General features: G+C 37.2%; 20 protein-coding genes. 12 read left to right on the top strand and 8 right to left on the bottom strand.

Translation table 11 applies throughout. The annotated features are described in order from the left end of the window. Positions 1-349 precede the first annotated feature (349 nt). Positions 350-634 carry a tetratricopeptide repeat protein gene (locus tag F6K06_RS02100; protein ID WP_124142893.1) on the bottom strand — a complete coding sequence of 95 codons (285 nt, stop codon included), beginning with the start codon at positions 632-634 and terminating at the stop codon, positions 350-352. Between the two features lie 56 nt (positions 635-690). Here F6K06_RS02100 and F6K06_RS02095 point away from each other — a divergent pair, with 56 nt between their 5' ends. From F6K06_RS02095 to F6K06_RS02075, 5 genes are all read left to right on the top strand, one after another. Beyond that, complete coding sequence (locus tag F6K06_RS02095) at positions 691-1,110, top strand: hypothetical protein (RefSeq protein ID WP_124142892.1); 420 nt, start codon at positions 691-693, stop codon at positions 1,108-1,110. 327 nt (positions 1,111-1,437) lie between these two features. Beyond that, positions 1,438-1,668 carry a DUF433 domain-containing protein gene (locus F6K06_RS02090; protein WP_124142891.1) on the top strand — a complete coding sequence of 77 codons (231 nt, stop codon included), beginning with the start codon at positions 1,438-1,440 and terminating at the stop codon, positions 1,666-1,668. Next, entirely contained in the window at positions 1,665-1,835 is a 171-nt protein-coding gene (locus F6K06_RS02085) for a DUF5615 family PIN-like protein (protein WP_275670262.1), read from the top strand. Before F6K06_RS02090 ends, F6K06_RS02085 begins: the two co-directional genes overlap by 4 nt. Beyond that, positions 1,792-1,998, top strand: coding sequence for a DUF5615 family PIN-like protein (locus F6K06_RS02080; RefSeq protein WP_275670261.1), 207 nt, complete (start codon positions 1,792-1,794; stop codon positions 1,996-1,998). The genes F6K06_RS02085 and F6K06_RS02080 overlap by 44 nt, the downstream gene beginning before the upstream one ends. 302 nt (positions 1,999-2,300) lie before the next feature. Then, positions 2,301-2,903 carry a hypothetical protein gene (locus F6K06_RS02075; protein WP_124142890.1) on the top strand — a complete coding sequence of 201 codons (603 nt, stop codon included), beginning with the start codon at positions 2,301-2,303 and terminating at the stop codon, positions 2,901-2,903. A 127-nt stretch (positions 2,904-3,030) separates the two neighbouring features. Here the strand turns inward: F6K06_RS02075 and F6K06_RS02070 are convergent, their stop codons facing one another. Then, the gene (locus F6K06_RS02070) at positions 3,031-4,248 is read right to left on the bottom strand and encodes a glutathione S-transferase family protein (protein WP_124142889.1); all 1,218 of its coding nucleotides are present in this window, start codon (positions 4,246-4,248) and stop codon (positions 3,031-3,033) included. A gap of 590 nt (positions 4,249-4,838) precedes the next feature. Here F6K06_RS02070 and F6K06_RS02065 point away from each other — a divergent pair. Next, positions 4,839-6,026 carry a hypothetical protein gene (locus tag F6K06_RS02065; protein WP_124142888.1) on the top strand — a complete coding sequence of 396 codons (1,188 nt, stop codon included), beginning with the start codon at positions 4,839-4,841 and terminating at the stop codon, positions 6,024-6,026. A 117-nt stretch (positions 6,027-6,143) separates the two neighbouring features. Here the strand turns inward: F6K06_RS02065 and F6K06_RS02060 are convergent, their stop codons facing one another. Continuing rightward, positions 6,144-7,082 carry a glycosyltransferase family 2 protein gene (locus tag F6K06_RS02060; protein ID WP_124142887.1) on the bottom strand — a complete coding sequence of 313 codons (939 nt, stop codon included), beginning with the start codon at positions 7,080-7,082 and terminating at the stop codon, positions 6,144-6,146. A gap of 402 nt (positions 7,083-7,484) precedes the next feature. Here F6K06_RS02060 and tenA point away from each other — a divergent pair, with 402 nt between their 5' ends. Next, on the top strand, positions 7,485-8,135 hold the full coding sequence (gene tenA / locus F6K06_RS02055) for a thiaminase II (protein ID WP_124142913.1): 651 nt from the start codon (positions 7,485-7,487) through the stop codon (positions 8,133-8,135). 318 nt (positions 8,136-8,453) lie between these two features. Here the strand turns inward: tenA and F6K06_RS02050 are convergent, their stop codons facing one another. Then, the gene (locus F6K06_RS02050) at positions 8,454-9,761 is read right to left on the bottom strand and encodes a pentapeptide repeat-containing protein (protein ID WP_124154223.1); all 1,308 of its coding nucleotides are present in this window, start codon (positions 9,759-9,761) and stop codon (positions 8,454-8,456) included. Positions 9,762-10,384: 623 nt separating this feature from the next. Between F6K06_RS02050 and def the strand changes: the two genes are divergently transcribed. Next, complete coding sequence (def, locus tag F6K06_RS02045; protein WP_124142885.1) at positions 10,385-10,951, top strand: peptide deformylase; 567 nt, start codon at positions 10,385-10,387, stop codon at positions 10,949-10,951. A gap of 264 nt (positions 10,952-11,215) precedes the next feature. Here the strand turns inward: def and F6K06_RS02040 are convergent, their stop codons facing one another. Further along, complete coding sequence (locus F6K06_RS02040) at positions 11,216-11,440, bottom strand: hypothetical protein (protein ID WP_124142884.1); 225 nt, start codon at positions 11,438-11,440, stop codon at positions 11,216-11,218. Positions 11,441-11,694: 254 nt separating this feature from the next. On the opposite strand from F6K06_RS02040, the gene F6K06_RS02035 reads away from it, so the two are divergent. Beyond that, positions 11,695-11,895 (top strand): hypothetical protein, encoded by a 201-nt coding sequence (locus tag F6K06_RS02035; protein WP_124142883.1) that lies wholly within the window; start codon positions 11,695-11,697, stop codon positions 11,893-11,895. A 528-nt stretch (positions 11,896-12,423) separates the two neighbouring features. Next, positions 12,424-13,782 (top strand): PrsW family glutamic-type intramembrane protease, encoded by a 1,359-nt coding sequence (locus F6K06_RS02030; protein ID WP_287243357.1) that lies wholly within the window; start codon positions 12,424-12,426, stop codon positions 13,780-13,782. A 426-nt stretch (positions 13,783-14,208) separates the two neighbouring features. Here the strand turns inward: F6K06_RS02030 and F6K06_RS02025 are convergent, their stop codons facing one another. Further along, on the bottom strand, positions 14,209-14,625 hold the full coding sequence (locus tag F6K06_RS02025) for a hypothetical protein (RefSeq protein ID WP_124154225.1): 417 nt from the start codon (positions 14,623-14,625) through the stop codon (positions 14,209-14,211). A gap of 637 nt (positions 14,626-15,262) precedes the next feature. Here F6K06_RS02025 and F6K06_RS02020 point away from each other — a divergent pair. Further along, entirely contained in the window at positions 15,263-15,412 is a 150-nt protein-coding gene (locus tag F6K06_RS02020; RefSeq protein WP_161564919.1) for a hypothetical protein, read from the top strand. A gap of 693 nt (positions 15,413-16,105) precedes the next feature. On the opposite strand, the gene F6K06_RS02015 is transcribed toward F6K06_RS02020, so the two are convergent. Next, a complete protein-coding gene (locus F6K06_RS02015) occupies positions 16,106-16,519 on the bottom strand; it encodes an NUDIX domain-containing protein (RefSeq protein WP_124154226.1) in 414 nt (137 codons plus the stop codon). Between the two features lie 240 nt (positions 16,520-16,759). Here F6K06_RS02015 and F6K06_RS02010 point away from each other — a divergent pair, with 240 nt between their 5' ends. Next, positions 16,760-16,993 carry a hypothetical protein gene (locus F6K06_RS02010; protein ID WP_287323166.1) on the top strand — a complete coding sequence of 78 codons (234 nt, stop codon included), beginning with the start codon at positions 16,760-16,762 and terminating at the stop codon, positions 16,991-16,993. A 400-nt stretch (positions 16,994-17,393) separates the two neighbouring features. Here F6K06_RS02010 and F6K06_RS02005 read toward each other — a convergent pair whose 3' ends face one another. Then, positions 17,394-19,397: a hypothetical protein gene (locus tag F6K06_RS02005; protein WP_287243361.1), complete on the bottom strand. Its 2,004-nt coding sequence runs from the start codon at positions 19,395-19,397 to the stop codon at positions 17,394-17,396. Positions 19,398-19,556: the final 159 nt, after the last annotated feature.

Here is a 19,556-nt window from a genome sequence, read left to right as displayed (position 1 = left end):
TGCTCCTTGAGGATAATTGCTGATACTTAATGAGTATATTTACCAGAAAATGTGAAAAAAAGGTAGGGTAAGTTCTTGTTTTGATACAATTCTATAAGAATTTGGAAATTTTTCGTTACATTTATTGACAAAATGAGGAGTATATACTCTCAATCTTTGTTCATAAAAGTTAAGGCGATTTGTATACAAAATAATCTGGGATGAGGGTATAAATTATCAATTACCTGATGATGAGAAATTAGGATATGTAATTAGTTTTGCTTATGAATTTAATAAGACAGGACTTAACTAATTTTCTGACCTGCATTTTACTGAGGTAAAAAACAAACCGAGAACGGAAATCACCTCCCTACTCTTCGCTCTCCATCTGGGAGATAATCTGCAAACTCCTTTGATCAGATAACTCCCCTTGACGATTTTCGTTAAGGACTTGCTGCAAAAATATTCCATAATTCTTCATAACAGTCTGAGTATTGGGATGCTCTTCTCCTAGTTGTGAAAACAAAATAGTCAATGCTTTTAAAAATAAAGGTTCCGCTTCTGTGTATCGCCCCTGGAATTTGTAGAGACCTGCCAGGTTGTTGAGACTGGTGGCAATATCTGGATGTGCCGACCCCAGTAGTTGCTTTCTCATTTCCAAAGCTTCTGTATAGAACCCCTAAACGGATCTATTTAAAAATAGAGAAGGAGATGGGGAGATGGGGAGATGAGAGTATTTTTCTACCTGCAAGGGAAGCTACCAGGTTTGCTATTGGGCGACGCGGGGTCTCATCCGCTTTTTCCCCATTCTCGTTCCTGAATTTCCACAACTTCCTCAGGCTGAGGACGGAAGCCAAAAGCACATACCGCGTCCAAAGATACGCTCAGGGGTTCTATAATCCATCCAGGCAGTCAGTATGGGCAACAAACACTCACGACCAAGGTGCTAGAGTGTTGGCAATGCAAGCAGATGGTAATTTAGTTATCTATGCAGATGGAGGCCGTGTTCTTTGGGCTTCAAACACTCATGGGAATCCAGGTGCTTTCCTAGCTATTCAACAAGATGGTAACGTGGTTGTCTACACCAATCGTGGTGTGCCACTTTGGTCTACGGGTACAAATGGTCGTTAATTGGCTATTGGCTGAGTACGATCGCCGATCGCGTAGGCTATGTTAGCAGGGAAGCAATCTATCAATAAATAGATAATCTCTGTTCCTGCGTAACTCACAAAATCCTTTGCATAACTAATCTAGCCACAGCAGTAAGGTGTGTTAACAATAGGGAACTTACCACAGGATTAACTCAACTCATCCTTGAATGTTTCCCTGCCTATCCCTGTACTAAATCGAACAGCTTGGCGATCGCATTGCAGATAAGCTCTAGAAGTCTTCTCTGTCTGCGGGCAGCAAAAGTTTTCGATATAATGCTAAGTAAACATTTTTTCCTCATGCCAGTTTATGAACTACCGAGACATCATTACAATTGAGCCTGAAAAACGTGGTGGTAAGCCTTGCGTCCGTGGCTTGCGTATTACAGTCTATGAAGTCCTTGAGTACCTAGCTTCTGAGATGACTGAAGCAGAAATTCTAGACGATTTTCCCGATCTGACGCGAGAAGATTTAAAAGCATGCATTGCTTATGCTGCTGACCGCGATCGTCGGTTTATGAGTGCCCCATTATCCCCATGAAATTACTTTTTGATGAGAATCTATCGCCTAAATTACCAAACCGTTTGAGCGATTTTTTCCCAAACTCCCTTCACCTTCGAGATGTGGGCATGAAAGCGACAATCGACCCAATCGTTTGGGATTATGCATGCATACAACGATCTAATCATCGTCTCGAAAGATGCTGATATGCACGATCTGAGTTTAGTATTTGGAAATCCACTGAAAGTGATTTGGCTTCGCCTTGGGAACTGTTCGACATTACAAGTTGAAAATTTGCTGCGTCGGGAGTTTAGCGCGATCAAATTATTTGACGAAGATGAGACTTTATCCCTGCTTGCTTTATCATGATGCACTAGGTTTTTACCTGCTGCGATCGCATACATTTTGTTTTGCGAGCGCTTGCTTGCTATACTTCCCTCAAAGACAGTCCATACCGACGAGACAAACACCGGGAAGTTAAAAGCTGCTGGAGTAAAGCAATGGTGAAACCTTCAATTCTTGACCCTGCCACAAGTTACAGCTTTAGCCAGTATAACACCCTAGCCTTTGACACCGCCGATGTTCTAGCGGGACTTGAACGATAAAAAGCAGAAAATTAGGATATAATGCAATTAAATCAAGAGTTTCACGTTGAGAGGTAAGAGTTATTAATGGCTTTTAGTGATTATAAAACTATTGCTCAAGTTCAACAAGAGTATAAGATCAAGTATTTGGAAGCAGACTTTATTGAAATTACCCATTTAAAACCTTCTGATCTGTTTGTCAGGGAATTGAAATTCAGCGAACAGAACATGGATATATACACATCTGAATACTCAAGATGTGAAAATATTATTTATCCAATTTTAAGAGAAGTTTATAAAAGTTTTATTGATAAGTATACTCTTTGGAGCCACAAGTTCATAACATACGATACTAAACTAAATGGAGCGCCTGATTACTTGTTTTCAACAAAGTCAGAATTAGGTAAAACTGTTTTGGGTTTTCCAATCGTCGTTGTTGTTGAAGCAAAAAAGAATGATTTTAGTGAGGGATGGGGGCAATGTCTCGCTGAGTTGATTGCTGTGCAAAAATTAAATAAAGCCGAGGAACTTGCTGTGTATGGGATAGTAACAGATGGAGAATTATGGCAATTTGGAAAATTAGTATCCGATGAATTCACAAAAAGCAAGTTGAGAATTGCTATTACCGATTTAGATAAAATTTTCGGAACAATAAGTTTTTTATTGTCAAGCAAAAGGGAAGCAGATTGAAATTAAACTCGGTTTTTTCTTGCCTTCAACACCAAAGTTTAATAGTATCCCATGTCCTTTATTGAAAATCAAATAGGGGTTCCCCTCTGCAATCCAAGGTTTGAAGAGGGGAATTCTCACTCCATTGTTAAATTTGGGTAAAATTAGCGGGGTCTTGATCGCGCCGATCGCGTACTGGAATGGGTATTCCTTGGCGATCGCCAGATAGAGCTGCCGTCGTTTCTAATGCTTCTCTCAGTCGTTTGCTAGCATAGATAGACATATCTCTGGGTACATTAATACGATCGCGCAGGTAGCGCAGGGCTGGATCGGAAGCAGATGGTGGCGGACAGAGTTCTCCTGTTATCATGTAAGTCAGAGCGCAACGCAAGGCTTCATCAAAAAGGCGATCGTCCGCTGGATTAACGCGAATGATATTCTCACGATGCTTGATCACCCGTTGCAGAGCTTCTGTTCGAGACGTTTCGGGTTCTGGATACATCACATCTGGTAATCCCAACCAAGGACCGCAATCGACTCGTTTTTGATTAATCTCAGTTTGAGACTCTTGGTTAGGATAACATCCGCCCATTTGCGGTGGTAAATCGTGGGCATGGGTATGAAAATCGCTTTGTGTTCCTCTATAGGTGGATCGGGTTTCCATAGCATCAAACCAATCAGAGAGCTTTGGGTTTTCTTCCCGCAATGAATAGCCTTTGTAGTAGTAGAGACTGGCATTCATCCGCTCGATGTATGGAGTAAAAACCAAATCAACTATACCAAATTCTTCCAGAAAATAAGATCCTGGAGTACTGGCAAGAGCTGCTTCAACTTTAGCCACGATGGTGGTAAATTGATCTCGACTGCGTTGTTCGTCCCTTTGCGATCGCGTGGGGTAGCACAACCAACTACACCAACCGCGAAAGAGTAGGCGTTCTAGCTGGCGCAGAGGCAGCGCTCGGCGATCGCCCATTCCCACCCGATTTAATGGACCAAATGCGTTTTCTAATGCTAATAAGATATTATCACTTTCTGTAATTAACTGACCGTCAAGTTCTAGCGCAGGAAGCATTCCCGATCGCACCTTTTGCTTATACCACTTTTCTTTCGTTCCATAACAGAACATAGTGACTTTCTCGATACGGTACGGAATTTGCTTTTCCTCTAACCACAGCCACACTTTTTGGCAATAAGGACACCAAGCATGATGATCGCGATAAAGAGTAACTCGCACATCTGATTCGGCTTGTCCAAACAGCCGCAATCTTGCTTGGGAATTGGTTGGTCCGTTAATGGTATCTCGCTCAAATGTGGCGAGTTGTTGTAGTTCTTCCCAACTCAAAGGCAAAGATTTGGTCGATATCATAAGTTACTCCAGAAAATAATGTTCAATTTTATCACAACTTCATTTATCCGATTCGGAGTCTGACGGTTAGCAGCTTGAGGAATATAGGAAACCATGCGATTGTTCATACTTTCGCCCAAAAATTAAATAGGGCTAAGGTGTTGAGAGGGTGGGGAGTGTGGGAAGTTTGGGGAGGGTGGGAAGACAGAGAAAGTAGGAGGAATAATTTTTCTTTGATTTTTCTTCCCCTCCTCACCCCCAAATTCTGAATTTTTGAGGGTAAGGGAATTAAAACAGGCGCACTTTTTTAGAGTCGAAAAAGGCTAAAAGCTTTATTTACCGAAAAATTGTGGTTTAAAGCCTCCCCTTTTAAAGGGATAATAGAGAAAAATTTTCCTTTGAGTCAATCCTCTTCTTGTCGCTGATCGCGCGATACCAGACCCCAAGATGGTGGAAAAATATCCGAAATGCTAGAATTCAGTTGTTCTGGACGCATAATTGTGTCATTGAAATTACCGATCTAAAACCTTCTGATTTTTTTGTTAAGGAATTAAGGCTGCACTCAGAAAAATTGTAAAATATAAGTCCTAATAAAATCAGAGGCACTATAAATGTCTAAATCTAGTCAAGTTTTAATTGATGCTTTTCTCGCTGAACGTAATACACCAAATCCTCTCGGTGACCGTAGTCCTACCTGGGGTCGTCATGTAGACGATCTTTCTCTGGTCGATCCTGGAGAAATTGCAGAAAGTGTTGTAGTTATTGAACCCTGGGAGCATGTTGGCGAACGACCCAAGGATAAAGTTGGGGTCATTGCATCAGAGAACGTGGCCTATATTGTCGATCAGATACTGGGTTTACCTACCCTTATTGTGCCCGCTTGGAAGCATGGTATTTCTGACCTAAAGCGCTTTGCTTCCCTGGCAAGGGTAGCCAAACTTATAGTATTGGAAGGGGGCAAACCGGATGTTCATGTAAAAGATACTTTTTCGCCAGCATTTCCTCGTTCAGATGCTACGCAACTGATTGTTGAATTCCTCTTAAAACAGGTGCCTTTCATTGGCATTTGTCTCTCTCATCAGCTTACGGCGCAGGCCCATGTAGAATTAATCCGTGAATCTGTGGATCGTCTAGAAAAATCACAACAACCAGCGTTTGTTGCTGTCAGTCGTCGCATTGCCGAGGTGGCAAATCGCCTGAAGGTCGAAAAGAGTTATGGTACTGTCGCCCAATCTTGGAATGATGAATCGTTTGCAGTTGCTAAGAATGAAGAAATTAGCCATTCTAATACACGTTTATACCCCTACCGGGATCTTGAGATTCCTCATGTTCCGACTGAAATCACGGAGGCATATCGTGTAGTAGCAAAACGTTTTGATGCTATCATTGATGTAGCACTCCAGTACGAGAACAATCTGCACATTCAGGCATTTCATGGCAACGAAGTATCAGAAGAATCAATGCGGTTCGTATGTTGGGCCTATCAGCAAATTCACCATGCGATAACTGCTTACAGCCTTGAAGCGGCCTCGATACTAGACCTACAAAGCCTAATGGATGCACCCATTGGTGTCGAAATTTTAGCTTCAACACATACTCAAAGTGGCGATCCGTTATGTGAGGTGGCAGCAACCGGTATTTATTGGGATAACGGCCGGAAAGCACTAACTACCCAGTTTCACCCAGAACTTGATGAATCGTTAATAACAGCATCTGAAGGTTGGGCACTTTCCTGGGAAGATATGAAAAATTCTGATGGAATTCGTTTGTTAGCACGTATACTTCAGTCAGTTCTCTAAAAATGAGTAAGAAACCGCTTCCCTCATCAATTTAGGGCAAATGCCATTGAGGGCGAATGCTATTCGCCCCTAAATATGTCGTTTTCAAGGGAGTTGTATGCGTAAGTCCTGATGGTATTAATTCTTATCCTCAAATCCTGCCACTTCAGATAAAGTATAAAGAGGTCTACCTTTCACTTCTTCATAAATACGTCCGATATATTCTCCTAAAATTCCAATACTTACTAATTGTACTGCTCCTAAAAAGAAAATTGCCATGATAATTGTTGCCAAACCAGTTAATGGTGAATCTGGATAAAAAATCCGCCAATATAAAACTAAACAAGCCATCAATAAAGCAATACAAGCAGCAAATAATCCTATATAAGTAGAAAGTCGTAAAGGTACTTTAGAAAAAGAGACTAAACCATTAATTGCTAAAGCTAAAGACTTAGCAAAAGTATATTGAATATCACCAGCAAAACGAGGTTCGCGCTCAAATTTAATTGCTGTTTGTTTAAAACCAACCCATGCTCTTAAACCTCGAATATAACGATTAGTTTCTGGCATTTTATTCAACACATCTACCACACATCTATCCATTAAACAAAAATCTCCCGTATCAATGGGAATATCCACATCTGCTAAATGTTTTAAAATCCGATAATATAGAAAAGCAGGCAACTTTTTTAACCAACTTTCTTGATGTCTTTTTGTGCGTTGAGCATAGACAACTTGATAACCTTGTCGCCACTGTTCAATTAAGTCTGGAATTAATTCTGGTGGGTCTTGCAAATCTCCATCTAAAACTACAATAGCTTTCCCCCTAGCAAAATTTAAACCAGCAGTAACAGCAATTTGATGTCCGAAATTACGGGCAAAACTTAAGTAACAAATTCGAGAGTCTTGTTGATGTAATTCTCGGAGTATTTGTAGAGAGCGATCGCGACTCCCATCATTAATTAAAATTAATTCTACATCTCCATCCATTCTATTCAGAATGGCACTGATACGCCGATATAATTCTGGGAGATTTTTCTCTTCGTTATAAATAGGAATTACTATAGAATATTTCATAAAAGTAGGAAGAAGGAAGAGGGAAGAGGGAAGAGGGAAGAAACAATAATTTCCTATTAAAATAGATTTTTCCATAAATCATATTATCCTTTTCGAGCTACTCTTGTAGAGATGTTTTATAGAACATACAGCGTATTTCATATTAGCCAGGTATACCAGTCACTGGTAAGATGCCCGCACTACAAACACTTTAGCATTTATATTTGTACCTCATCTATCTGCAATCTGCTGTATCTACATTTCTGAAATTGGTTGAATAATCTTAAACTAAAACATAATATAATACCACTGAATGAATTTATGGAAAATATGATAAGCTAAGAATAGTTTAGATTCCCTATTCCCTATTCCCTATTCCCTATTCCCTATTCCCTTTGACAAAAATTTAGATATATGGTTTCAATGCAAAACAGCTTATCAAATAATTTATGGAAAATAAATCAACAATTAGCAACAGTATGTTTATCTCATCCTTTTGTGCAAGGAATTGCTGACGGTACACTGCCTCATAAAAGTTTTGCCTATTATGTAGGACAAGATGCTTTTTTCCTCAAAGCATTTGCCCGTGCTTACAGTATTGCTGCAGCTAAGTCCCCAGACTGGAAAACATTTGAACTGTTTCATGCTCTCGCAGGTGGGGTAAAAGAGGAATTGCAACTGCATCAAAACTATGCGGCAGCATGGGGAGTAAATCTAGAAACTATTACACCAGGATTTTCTACACGGCGTTATACAGATTTTTTATTAGCAACAGCTTGGAGTAATAATATTGGAGCGATCGCTGCAGCAATGACTCCTTGTATGCGACTTTATGCTTTCTTAGGACAACAGTTGGCTACACCAGAAATCCCAGAGCATCAATATTCTGAATGGATTCGTACTTACAGCAGTCAGGATTTTGAACATTTGACGCAAAAGCTGGAGAAAGTGATAGACAGTTACGCAGATAATACTCAAGAAGCAGAATCAACCTACTGTTATGCCATGCTCTGCGAACGAGATTTCTTTCAAGCAGCTTGGGAAATGGCAAGTGTTAACAGAGTAGAGGAGTAGCTAGGAGGAGGAGAAAATAATTTAACAGGACTTACGCACGGAAACTAAATCTAGTGAGGGCGCCATTCAGAGCTTTGCGGAGCGCAAATGCCATTCGCCCCTACATATCAATGCAGACATAAAATGCCGGAATATGCCTAGATAATTCCCACTCTCATCCTTCCTTTCTCCCGACTCCTGATATAGAATCTGGTTACACAGTATATGTTTATAATTCTATCCACACTTCTATCTCCCAAGAATTCTAATAAGTATTCAACCGGATTTGACATAACTCCTTTCTCCTGACTCCTGACTCCTGACTCCTGACTCCTTCTTCTAACGCCCCAACTTATTCGGAATACCTTCACAACCACCAGGTATCTTTCTCCTACTTTTTTCCCCAGACCAAGCACAACAATAATAACGTTGTTCGTCAGACAACCGTTTGACTCCATTAAAGTCAACATTTTCTACCACTGCACCAGTACAAATACCTGTTTGATAGTTAGGTACATGAGTACGACTGCGAGGAGTAGCAGTTTCTGCATTACCATAGAAAAATCTTGCTCCTCTCAAGTCAGCACCTACCAGACTTGCTTCATACAAAATAGTACGAGAAAAATTTGCTTTGACCAAGTCACAATCACTAAGATTAGCTCTAACAAGATTAGCATCACTTAATTCTGTCCAACGTAAATCTGTTTTTGTCAGGTCAGCACCAGCTAACATTACTCCTAAGTCAATCACACGAATACCATATTCCCTGTCTTCCGCATAACCCCCATTACCATCTAAAATAGGCCGACCAAGTTGGCGATCGCGCTTAATCGGTGTTATTAGTCTAGACTGAGATAAAAATCTGAGAATTTTCGCTTTACCTTCTCCATCTACACTTTTAATAATAGCTGCTGTACGTCCTTCAGCGATCGCTCTTTCCTGTGGCCAATCTTCCAATAAACCTTTTTCATCCATTGCCAGATCGGAAACTCCTTGAAAGTAAGCATCAATGGTTTGTTGTTGAGTAATGCGGTTTTGCTGAATGGTCAAATCTTTGGAAATAACGTATTGTCGCCAAGCTACATATACAGCAATAATTGCAATTAAAATTTGACCCAAAGCTCCGATGAGTTCGCCCACCGCTCCAATGGCATCCCAGTTAATCTGAATATTACGAGTACCTGGTTCTTGGTTTGCTCCACTTAACATCAGTAAACCAACAATAGCGGCCAAGATACCAAAGCAAGCAATAATCAGATTACGCCAAACTGGAGGAATGAGGGTTTTCCAGACTTTACCCCAACTAGGCCAAATCATTCTGATGGAAGCTACCATTGCCACAACCGCGCTGCTATAACCAAGCAGCACATTATCTATGGCTAACCCCAGAATCATTACGGCAATTGCTGTCAGGGAGACAATGGACGCAATTCGATTCTTTGGCCCTTCCTCTGCTTGATTGTTTGCCAAACCATTAAGTTGTGTGGGAGAGGAGGGTAACATTTGTTCTATTTCATTTTCTACCAAGTTTAATTGCTCTATTGGTGTTTTTACAGGAGCGATCGCTGCTTTTGTGCCATTAGAATTTTCTGAGGTTGGACTGGTGTTTTGAGAATTAGCTGAAGAAGAGTTTGAATCATTATTCATATAATTTTTAATTTTGATTTTTTTGATAGACAATTAATTTGTTAAGTTTTTGTAATATCTATAAAAAACTGAAAACATTAGAAAAGAGAAGTTATGCCAATAATTTTACGGGTAAGTTTAGCTAGAGGTTAGGTTTTATATCAATTATATTGGGACTAAACCTGCCAAGACATTAGAAGTCAAAAGTTAAAAGTTAAAAGTCAAAAAATATTGATTAATCTAGGACTCAGTCAAAAGTCAAAAGTCAAAAGTCAAAAATTAGAAGCAAAAAAATATTAATTTAGGACTCAGGGGGGTTTTGATTAATTGAGATAAGGACTTTGACTTTGAGTTGGATGTGATAAGTTAACTTGACTATTTATCAAAATAATTGGGTCGCGCAACTCCGCCTTTTAAGGCGAAATATTTTTGGAGAGTTGCTCAAATCCCCTACTTCCCCTCCTGGGAGGGGGAGGGGCGAGGGGTGGGTTGACTTCTGTACGTCGCCAATCCGACGGCTCCCCTATCTAACTTCTGACTTCGTTAAGGCTCAGAGGCCGTGTATTTTCTATTAGGATAGATAGAAAGAGGTTCAAAAAGTACCTTTGTTTAAAATTTAGCCATTACTTTGATATTGTAAAATTATGACAAATTCTGAAATTCTAGTTAAGAAGGAAAAATTAGAGAACCCACCTTTGGAAATACATTATTTGGGCGATCGCTCTTTGCGTCAGTCAGCAAAGCGTGTGAATAAGGTAGATGATGATATTCGGAAACTGATACGAGAAATGCTCCAAACTATGTATAGTGCTGATGGTATTGGTCTAGCTGCACCCCAGGTGGCTGTCCAAAAACAAGTAATTGTTATAGACTGCGAGCTAGATAATGCTGCTACGCCCCCTCTAGTTTTGATTAATCCTACGATTAAAAGGTATGGTAAAGAAGTTTGTCTTTTCCAAGAAGGGTGTCTGAGTATTCCTGGGGTTTATTTAGATGTTAAACGTCCCGCAATAATTGAAGTTACCTACAAAGATGAAAATGGTCGTCCGAAAACTCTTCAGGCTAAAGAATTATTATCTAGAGCAATTCAGCATGAAATGGACCATCTTCAAGGGGTGCTGTTTGTAGACCGAGTAGAAAATAAATTGGCACTGAATGAAGAGTTGACTAAGCATAAGTTCTCTCCTAAAGCTGTCAAATCTGTTGCTTAAAGTCTCGCAAAATTAATAGACATTTCCAGAAAAGAGGCAACAGGCAACAGGGAGGAAAAATTGATAATTTCTTGATCAGAATTGATTTTATTTTTGATTTTTACCAGATGTCTAATAGACATCTAGGAATAGGGAGTAGTAGGGACGTTGCATACAAAGTCCGTACAAAGTAGGGGGAAATAATTGGGGCTTACCGATCTAATCTAAAAGCATTGACATATAAAGACAAGTGCCTTTTTGGGGTCGAATTGCAGTACCTGGTTTTTAGCTGTTGATGCTCATGCATGGAGCGTATTTTAGGCTCATAGTTGGGCAGAAAAATCCCAAATTGACAATTCTTACTCCTACTTCCTCGCTCATTCCCATTTCTCCCCTCCTGGGAGGGGGAGGGGCGAGGGGTGGGTTGTCTCCAGTCTCCAGTCTCCCCCTCCTGGGAGGGGGAGGGGCGAGGGGTGGGTTGTCTCCTACCCCAGCAAAAAGACTTTCCATCAGCAAACCCTAATTGATGATTTATGTACGGTAATTGATTTTATAGCAAAGAACGAGTTGATGATGAATCTTAGACAGAGAAATTCTTTTCCCACTGTTGCCTGTTGCCTGTTACCTGTTTCCTGCTATATTTTTGATTTTTACCAGATGTCTAATACAAAAGCAATAGTCCAGAAGTTTAAGATTTATTAGTTCTTAACTTTAGTGATTATCATAAAAAATTAAAATAGTCAATATTTTTGGAGAAGAAAGTTATGGTAGGAACTCCTAAATCAACATTGCTTTTGGGTGGGTCTTGTATAGCAGCGATCGCAGCAGTTGGTTCTATTTTTGAGTTATCTTCTGGGGAACCAGAATTAGGTGGTCTAGTAACAGGGATAATTTTGAGTCTGAGCATTCCTCTAGCTACTTTACTCTTTTATTTAGCAATTCAAGACGCTAAGGCGAATCAATAGAAATTAAAGAAGCGGTCAGCACTCAGCACTCAGCAAGATTACTTTTTTTAAAGTGCCAGAAGGGGATAGGGGACACCTCCTAAGATTAAACGACAAGCTAGAAGTCAGAGATTTAAACCCAAGCTTTTAGCAGTCTGAAAGCTGAGTGCTTTTTGCGGAGCATTCTGGTACGGAAAATACGGATCGCTAGTTAAGCAATAAACAATGGACAATACAGCAGATTGCAGGTATATGAGGTACAAATATTGATGATAAAGTCTTCGTAGTGTGGGCATCTTGCCCACAACAGATGTACCCCACTGATATGAAATATGCTGTATAGCAATGTGTGCTGGCATATTTACAAATTACAAGAGGTGTCCAATAGCTAAAAGTCTTATATTATCGGTTTTTTATTCCCCCAGATAAGCTGTTGCCTTCCGGAGCTATTGCCTGTTGCCTGCGCACGGCGCTATATTTAATTGACAATTAATTGTTCATTGCTTATCAATAATTATTTTGACTAAAAATTTTAAAGATATCTAAAAAATGGCATTTCTGCGACAACTGTCTACAAGAGGGGTATACGAGGAAAAGCTCATAAAAAAGTATCTATCTGAGATAGAGGAGATAGTGCTAGGACGCGATCCCAAGTGTCAAATTGTCCTAGAGACAAAATTTTATACAACGGTTTCTCGCCGTCATGCCCTAATTCGTATTCATACCAAACAGGCCAAAACTACTGGTTTAGTATGGGAAATCTGCGACCTCAATAGTTCTAATGGTACTTATATTAATGGACGAAGAATACAGGGAAGTCAAATTTTACAGGTGGGCGATCGTATTCGTCTGGGTTACAAAGGACCAGAATTCATCTTCGATAATTTATCCTACCAAAAATCAACCTTATCAGTATCACAATCAGTAAACTCTACTTCACTTCCTGTCAATTCTGTTCCTAATGTTGAAGATGTTGAAGATACTGAGTCGATAACTTTGACCCAGTTATTTCCTATTGCCTCCACAGGAAAGCAATTAGCTAAAAAAGCCTATCTTTATCCAGGTATTATCACTGTATTTTTTGTGATTTTAATGTTTTTAACCGTGGGTAGAGCAATAGCTTTCAATTTTTTATTAGCAGCTTATATTGCTACTGCTGCTTATTATTTCGTTTATCAACTTTGTGGCAAACAGAAACCTTGGTGGGTATTATTCGGAGTAGCTTTAACAACTGTTATTATCTTATTAAGTCCAATTTTGACATTGTTTATTGGAGTATTTCGTTTTATACTTCCTGGTGATATATCAGTAAATCCTGAGCAAGTTGGCTTTCTTGATTTCCTGATTAGAATGTTTTTTGGCGCGGGATTAATGGAGGAGTTGTTAAAAGCATTACCTGTGTTTTTAGCACTATTAATAGGTCGTAATTTACCTGATCCCTGGCGAAATAAAATTGGTGTTTGGGAACCTTTAGATGGAATTTTATTAGGAACAGCTTCTGCAGTAGGATTTACTTTATTAGAAACTCTGGGACAATATGTTCCGAGTATTGTGGATAGTGCTAGTTTACAATTGGGAGTAGATGCGGGTCAATTGGTAGGATTACAATTGTTAATTCCCAGAATTTTAGGTTCAGTAGCTGGACACATGGCTTATAGTGGTTATTTTGGTTATTTTATTGGGTTAAGTGTTTTAAGACGTCGTAATAGTTGGTTGATTTTAGGCGTTGGTTATTTGACTGCATCTATTCTTCATGCTTTATGGAATGCTTCTGGAGTTTTAAATATATTTCTTTTGGCTTTTGTGGGAGTTATTTCTTATGCTTTTTTAGGGGCGGCTATTTTAAAAGCAAGAGTTCTCTCTCCCACAAGAAATGAAAATTTTGCGACTCAGGTTTTAATGAAGTAATATCTAAATTTAATTAAGCAAAAAAATAGATTAATTAACCATAGGCTATATATTTTTGCTTGACCACAGGATTACATTTAACCATCACCACAATTGGACTAATTTCATCAGAAGCTATTTAATTTGATTTGATTGGGGGAGTGTTAATTTAACAATATCACTCAGTGAAAAAAGTGATACAACTGGGCGATAAAAAAACAATAGTTTAAGCTTTCCCAAGAAGTTTGGAAACTATATTATTGTGCTAAATTATCATCATTGTAAATAATACCAATTCCCAAAAATAATGCTATAGTTCATGAGAACTTCAGTTATTAAGTAATTAACTTATATAGAATAACTTTTTTGCTACTTTAAGGTAAGTTAATATCAATTATTATTATGTTTTATTCACCTCCTGGTAGGAGTTAGGAGTGGGTACCCTACTCAAGAAAATATAGAAAAGTTTTTGAGAAATAGTATAACAAATTTGCAATTAATCAAAAGTTGCTTCAAATACTCCAAAGCAATTTCTACTTCCAGCTTTTTGTCTGAAGTAAAAATGCCAGTTATACCTACTCCAGCTTTGAATTTTGATTTTTTCTGAGTAAAAGATTGACTTAGAGGCCAATTAACAAGGGAATGCCAGTCTTCTATTCCTACAACTTCAGACAACTTTTTGAAAGAATCAGGAGAAATAGATGTGCTACTCATAAAGCACTTCAATGTTGATATTGAAACAAATGCTGATTCATACCACTCTTTTTGTGTTTTTTTCCAACTTTTTTTGATTCTAGCTATATTTACTTTTTTAATACCTTCTTCTGAAAGACATATAGAACTTGAAGTTTTTTTTCTGCTCATACAACACCTCCAGTATATGGTCGTTAAATATTGCTATTAGCGTATATTTCTTTGGAAAGAAATTAATGAGTCAGAATATATATAGAACAGAAACAAATGAAAACAAGTAATGTTGCAGTATATTAACTGTACTAACAGACAGAAATAAATTGGCCATAATATATACAAAAAGAGCCAAAATAGAACTAAATTGAATAGTTCAGAGAAAAACATCAATGTGACACCGTTAGTATTGTCACAGTAAAAGTTTGGAGTCATAAAAAAACTTTCAAAATCAACTCAACATTCTCTTTTTTGTCTCAATATTATTGATTGAGGTAAAGTTATCCTGTTTTTTATTAGACCAATTCCCATGCATTAATGCTATACTTCCGATGAACTTCAGTTATTAAGCAATAATAATCGTTTAGTAATGTTTATAACGATTATCGGCATTAAACCAAGATATCTTATCTCTTTTAACCCTACTCCCTACTCCCTACTCCCTACTCTCAAGGAGATGTAGCAATACTTTTGAGATTTGGTATTAGATATCTCCCAATAAATAATCAGTTTTGAAAAATACCGGAGAATAAAAACGGAAAATAACTCTACTCAAGAAAATCAAACATTCCCAAGTTGTATCGAAACCCAGGAAGTGACTCCTATTAATTTAATTTATAAAGTTGCCGACCTGGCAATTGAAAATAGTGATGCTGGTTTAATTCCTGCTGGAGCATTGGGAAGTTCTATTGTTATTTGTGCGATTGCCCACTCAGCAATCAAATTAATCCGCGCATTGCGTTAGTAGAATATTTTTTAAAAGGATATTTGTACAGTCAAAAAATCTAGAAAAACCTCTACTCTATGACCTCCGAATAGAGAAGTTTTCAAAGTACCATTCTTTTGTCAGGAAGGAGGGTAGGGTAGTTAGGTTTTTGATTGGCAAATCACTTACCTATTTGAGGGGTAAATTTTCTAGATTAAGTATAGTGCTATAGTTTTTTTCCTAACTGTGGAAAGACTCTTCTGTGAATAGAAAGCTTTTCAAACCACTATTATCTTTTCGGGAAGGGAGTAACAGCAGTAAGATTTTGGAATTTGCAAATCATTTGTCTATTTGAGGGATAAATTTTCTAGATTAAGTATAGTGCTATAGTTTTTTTCCTAACTGTGGAAAGACTCTTCTGTGAATAGAAAGCTTTTCAAACCACTATTATCTTTTCGGGAAGGGAGTAACAGCAGTAAGATTTTGGAATTTGCAAATCATTTACCTATTTGAGGGATAAATTTTCTAGATTAAGTATAGTGCTATAGTTTTTTCCCTAACTTTGGAAAGACTCTTCTAGCAATAGAGAGATTTTCAAAGCACTATTATCTTTTCGGGAAGGAAGCAACAGGAGTGAGATTTGGGAATTTGCAAATCATCTACCTATTTTCGGGGTAAATTTTCTACATAAGTATAGTGCTATAGTTTTTTCCTGCCGTACATATTATTTTTCTACCTACCAAATTTAGGCCATAACACCTGGACAAAAAAATCATTCAAAATCTTGTTACATTGAAATGCCAGTTGATTTTGATCTAATTCATCTTTAGTAAAATAAGCTAAACGTTGACCTTCATTAAGTTGAATTTGCTTTAAATCTAAGTCTATTTGCTTCCAGAAAACGTAATGTTCTCTATCATAAATATTGTACTTTTGAAAAAAGTTAATATCTGTTAATTCAATTTCGATTTCTTCCCTTATTTCTCTGCATATACATTGTTCAGGAAGTTCACCATTTTCAATAAATCCTCCTAATAAATTCCAAGTATTAGGAAAAGGAATAGAATCTTTATTATCTCTAAGCACGAGTAAAATTTGCTGAGAACTGTTAAACAAAATAATTACACAACCTTGTAATTTGTTCATATTTTTCTTCTATTAGAATATATTTATTTGGGATATTATATAGATGGGATAAATATAGCGATCGCCTAATATCAAATCTGGTAACATGGGTGTAATTATATCTTATAGGGACAAATGGTTATCCGCCCTGACAGGGGTAATAATGGAATATAATTGAGAAATATTTGGCAATGATTGAAAATAGAACATTTTTTTATACATACAGCATATTCCAAATATATGAAGTAAAGAGATTAAAAATTGAATGTTATCAGTGCGGGCATCTTGCCAGCTTCGGGAGTAGATAAACAGAATTTTTACCCTGAAAATAAAAAGTCAAACTATTACCCACCCCAAACAAATAATTATCGGCAGTTGTCTCTAGAAAATTCTCCATATCAGTTAACTTATTACTGTGAAGAATCAGATTTTGCCGAAGTAGATAAACAGAATTTTTACCCTGAAAATAAAAAGTCAAACTATCACCCACCCTAAACAAATAATTATCGGCAGTTGTCTCTAGAAAATTCTCCATATCAGTTAACTTATTACTGTGAAGAATCAGATTTTGCCGAAGTAGATAAACAGAATTTTTACCCTGAAGATAAAAAGTAAAACTATTACCCACCCCAGGGAAATAATTAGGGCTTGCTGATAAAATATAAAAGCACTGATAGATAAAGGTTTTAGCCTTTTTAGGTTGAAAAAAATGCCTGGTTTTCAGTTGAAAACCCTCAAAACTTTAGCATAAAATGCAGAATAATAGCAGAAAAATCACTCTTACAAATATATCCAACTATCTCCTAACTACTCTCTACTCCCCCACTCATCTACTCCTGAAAAAGACTTTTTCAGCAAACCCTAATTATCGGCGGTTATCTCCAGAAAATTTTCTCTAGTCATCAACAATAAGATTATTGATTACCCATCCACATTTATCCGTTAATTCATCCCCATCAATAGTCATATTTTCCAAAAGCAAATAAACCGAATTTTTACCAGCGAGTGAAAAATTCAAGTCAGACAAATCTCCAGGAAAATAATTATTGGCAGTTGTATCAAGCAAATTTCCTTGCTCATCTAAAGAAGAAAACGCAAGAGACAAACCATCACATTCTTGATTCAGAAAATTCAGTTTACCAGTAATTTTTACTGATTCGGATATTTGCCCTAAATAGAGAAAATATTTAGAGGTTTGTTTAGTAGTATCCGAGGGGTCTGTCATTAATTTATAACCATTTTCAGAAATTTGAGTAACTGCCGAATAATTATAAGTAATATAAGGAGATTGATTTAAACTCATCCAGTCTAACTGTCTACCTGGACGTTGAGGAATTTGTTTTTGTACTGCTGATAAAGTTTGTACAGCAGTCGCTACAGAAGTAGGGCGAAATCTTTGATAAAAACTGACAGTAATTCCACCATCTAAGATAAATTCTTCTGGCAATTTTCGGAAATCTTGAGCAATGGGAAAATTTTGAGTAAAAGCATCATAGACAAACTTAACTAAATCTTGTTGCCCTGGTTTTAAGACTTGTTCATCAGTTAATAATACTTTCTGAAATGGGTGAGCAATAACTATATATTGTGCTTCTAATAATTCTGGCAATGGGTAAGTATCGCGGGTGTCAATATGTGGTTTACTTATTGCTCTTAAATTCGGCCAAGTTTCAGGATTAATTATCCGATTAGCGTTTCTAATAATATTGGCATTAAAAAGATTTGAGGAAGCAGCTACATATACTAATTCTCGATTTTTGGCTAATTTACTTAGATAATCGCTCAGACGTAAAACTTCATCATAGTCGGAACGAATTAATGGAGAAAAATTAGTGGCAAATAATGGTCGTAGAGAATGATGAAATTTGCCAATTGTAGTTATGCCAAGGAAAAAATTTCCAAGTAACAATATTCCCGTGAGACTTAAAATGATTAATCTAGTTTTGTCTGGAAAAATATTAATGGTCGTCCAGATAAATGAAGCTAATCCTAAAACTATTATTGGCGTAAAATGTAGAGAGTAATGAATATTGCCATAACGGAGTAAAATCAACCATTCAGCTAAAGAAAAAAATCCGAATAATAAGAGAAAAATAGTAGTGGATGGAATTAAATATTTTGTCAGAACACCAACAGAAAATCCTGTGGCAACTAATAGTAAAGTTATTAATCCATAAAAACAGGCATAACGCCAGAAAATGTCAGGTATTGATAAACTCCAAGCAGCATAAAGAGTTCGATAATTTTCTGTCAAAGAACTTTGGATAAAACCCCAAGCAAAAATTGATATAGTCAGGAAACTACTGAGAGAAATCAGACTAATTTTAATGGCGCTTTCTAAAAGTCTTTTCCAGGAATTATTGACAGAATTGAAAGTAGTCAAAAAGTTAATCATAGTTTGGCAACTAACAGCAGCAAGAAAAGCTATGGCGCTATAAGCAAAATGTCTCCTTAAAACAATAGATATGCCCAAACATAATCCAATGACAGGAATTTGCCACCAAGCAGTCAATCTAATATTTTGTAAGTAAATTAAAATCGCCAATAAAATAAATAAAGTCGCTCCAATATCAGGATATCCTCTTAAACTCGGACTCCAAGTCATAGGTATTAATAAAGCGATCGCTACTGTTGACCAAAATACCCACCGAGAAGGAACTGGAATTAATTTTGTCGCGATAGAACCGACCAGCAAACTAAATGGTAATAAATAGACCAGATTAATACTCAAAATATAAACAATTCTTTGATTACCAAACAGATAAAGAAATGGAATTAACGGCAGCACAACCAAATAATTTTTCTGTTGAGATAAAGAACCTAAAATATCATCAATAGCTCTTTGAGGTGATGCTCGAAATAAATTTGTTAAATTATTTGCTGCGTTCTGATATCCCACAAAGTCCCACCAATAAATTGTATGTTCATGAGATATATATATTGATGTTATGACAGTAATTATCAAAACTACAATTAAAAAAATAATGCTATTAATCAGAAAGCTAGACTGTGAATTAAGTTTAGTATTTAATGATTTGAAAAAAGAGTGATTTTTCAT

Source organism: Okeania sp. SIO1H4 (assembly GCF_010672695.1).
GTDB lineage: Bacteria > Cyanobacteriota > Cyanobacteriia > Cyanobacteriales > Microcoleaceae > Okeania > Okeania hirsuta.
This window is presented reverse-complemented; position numbering and strand designations above follow the sequence as displayed.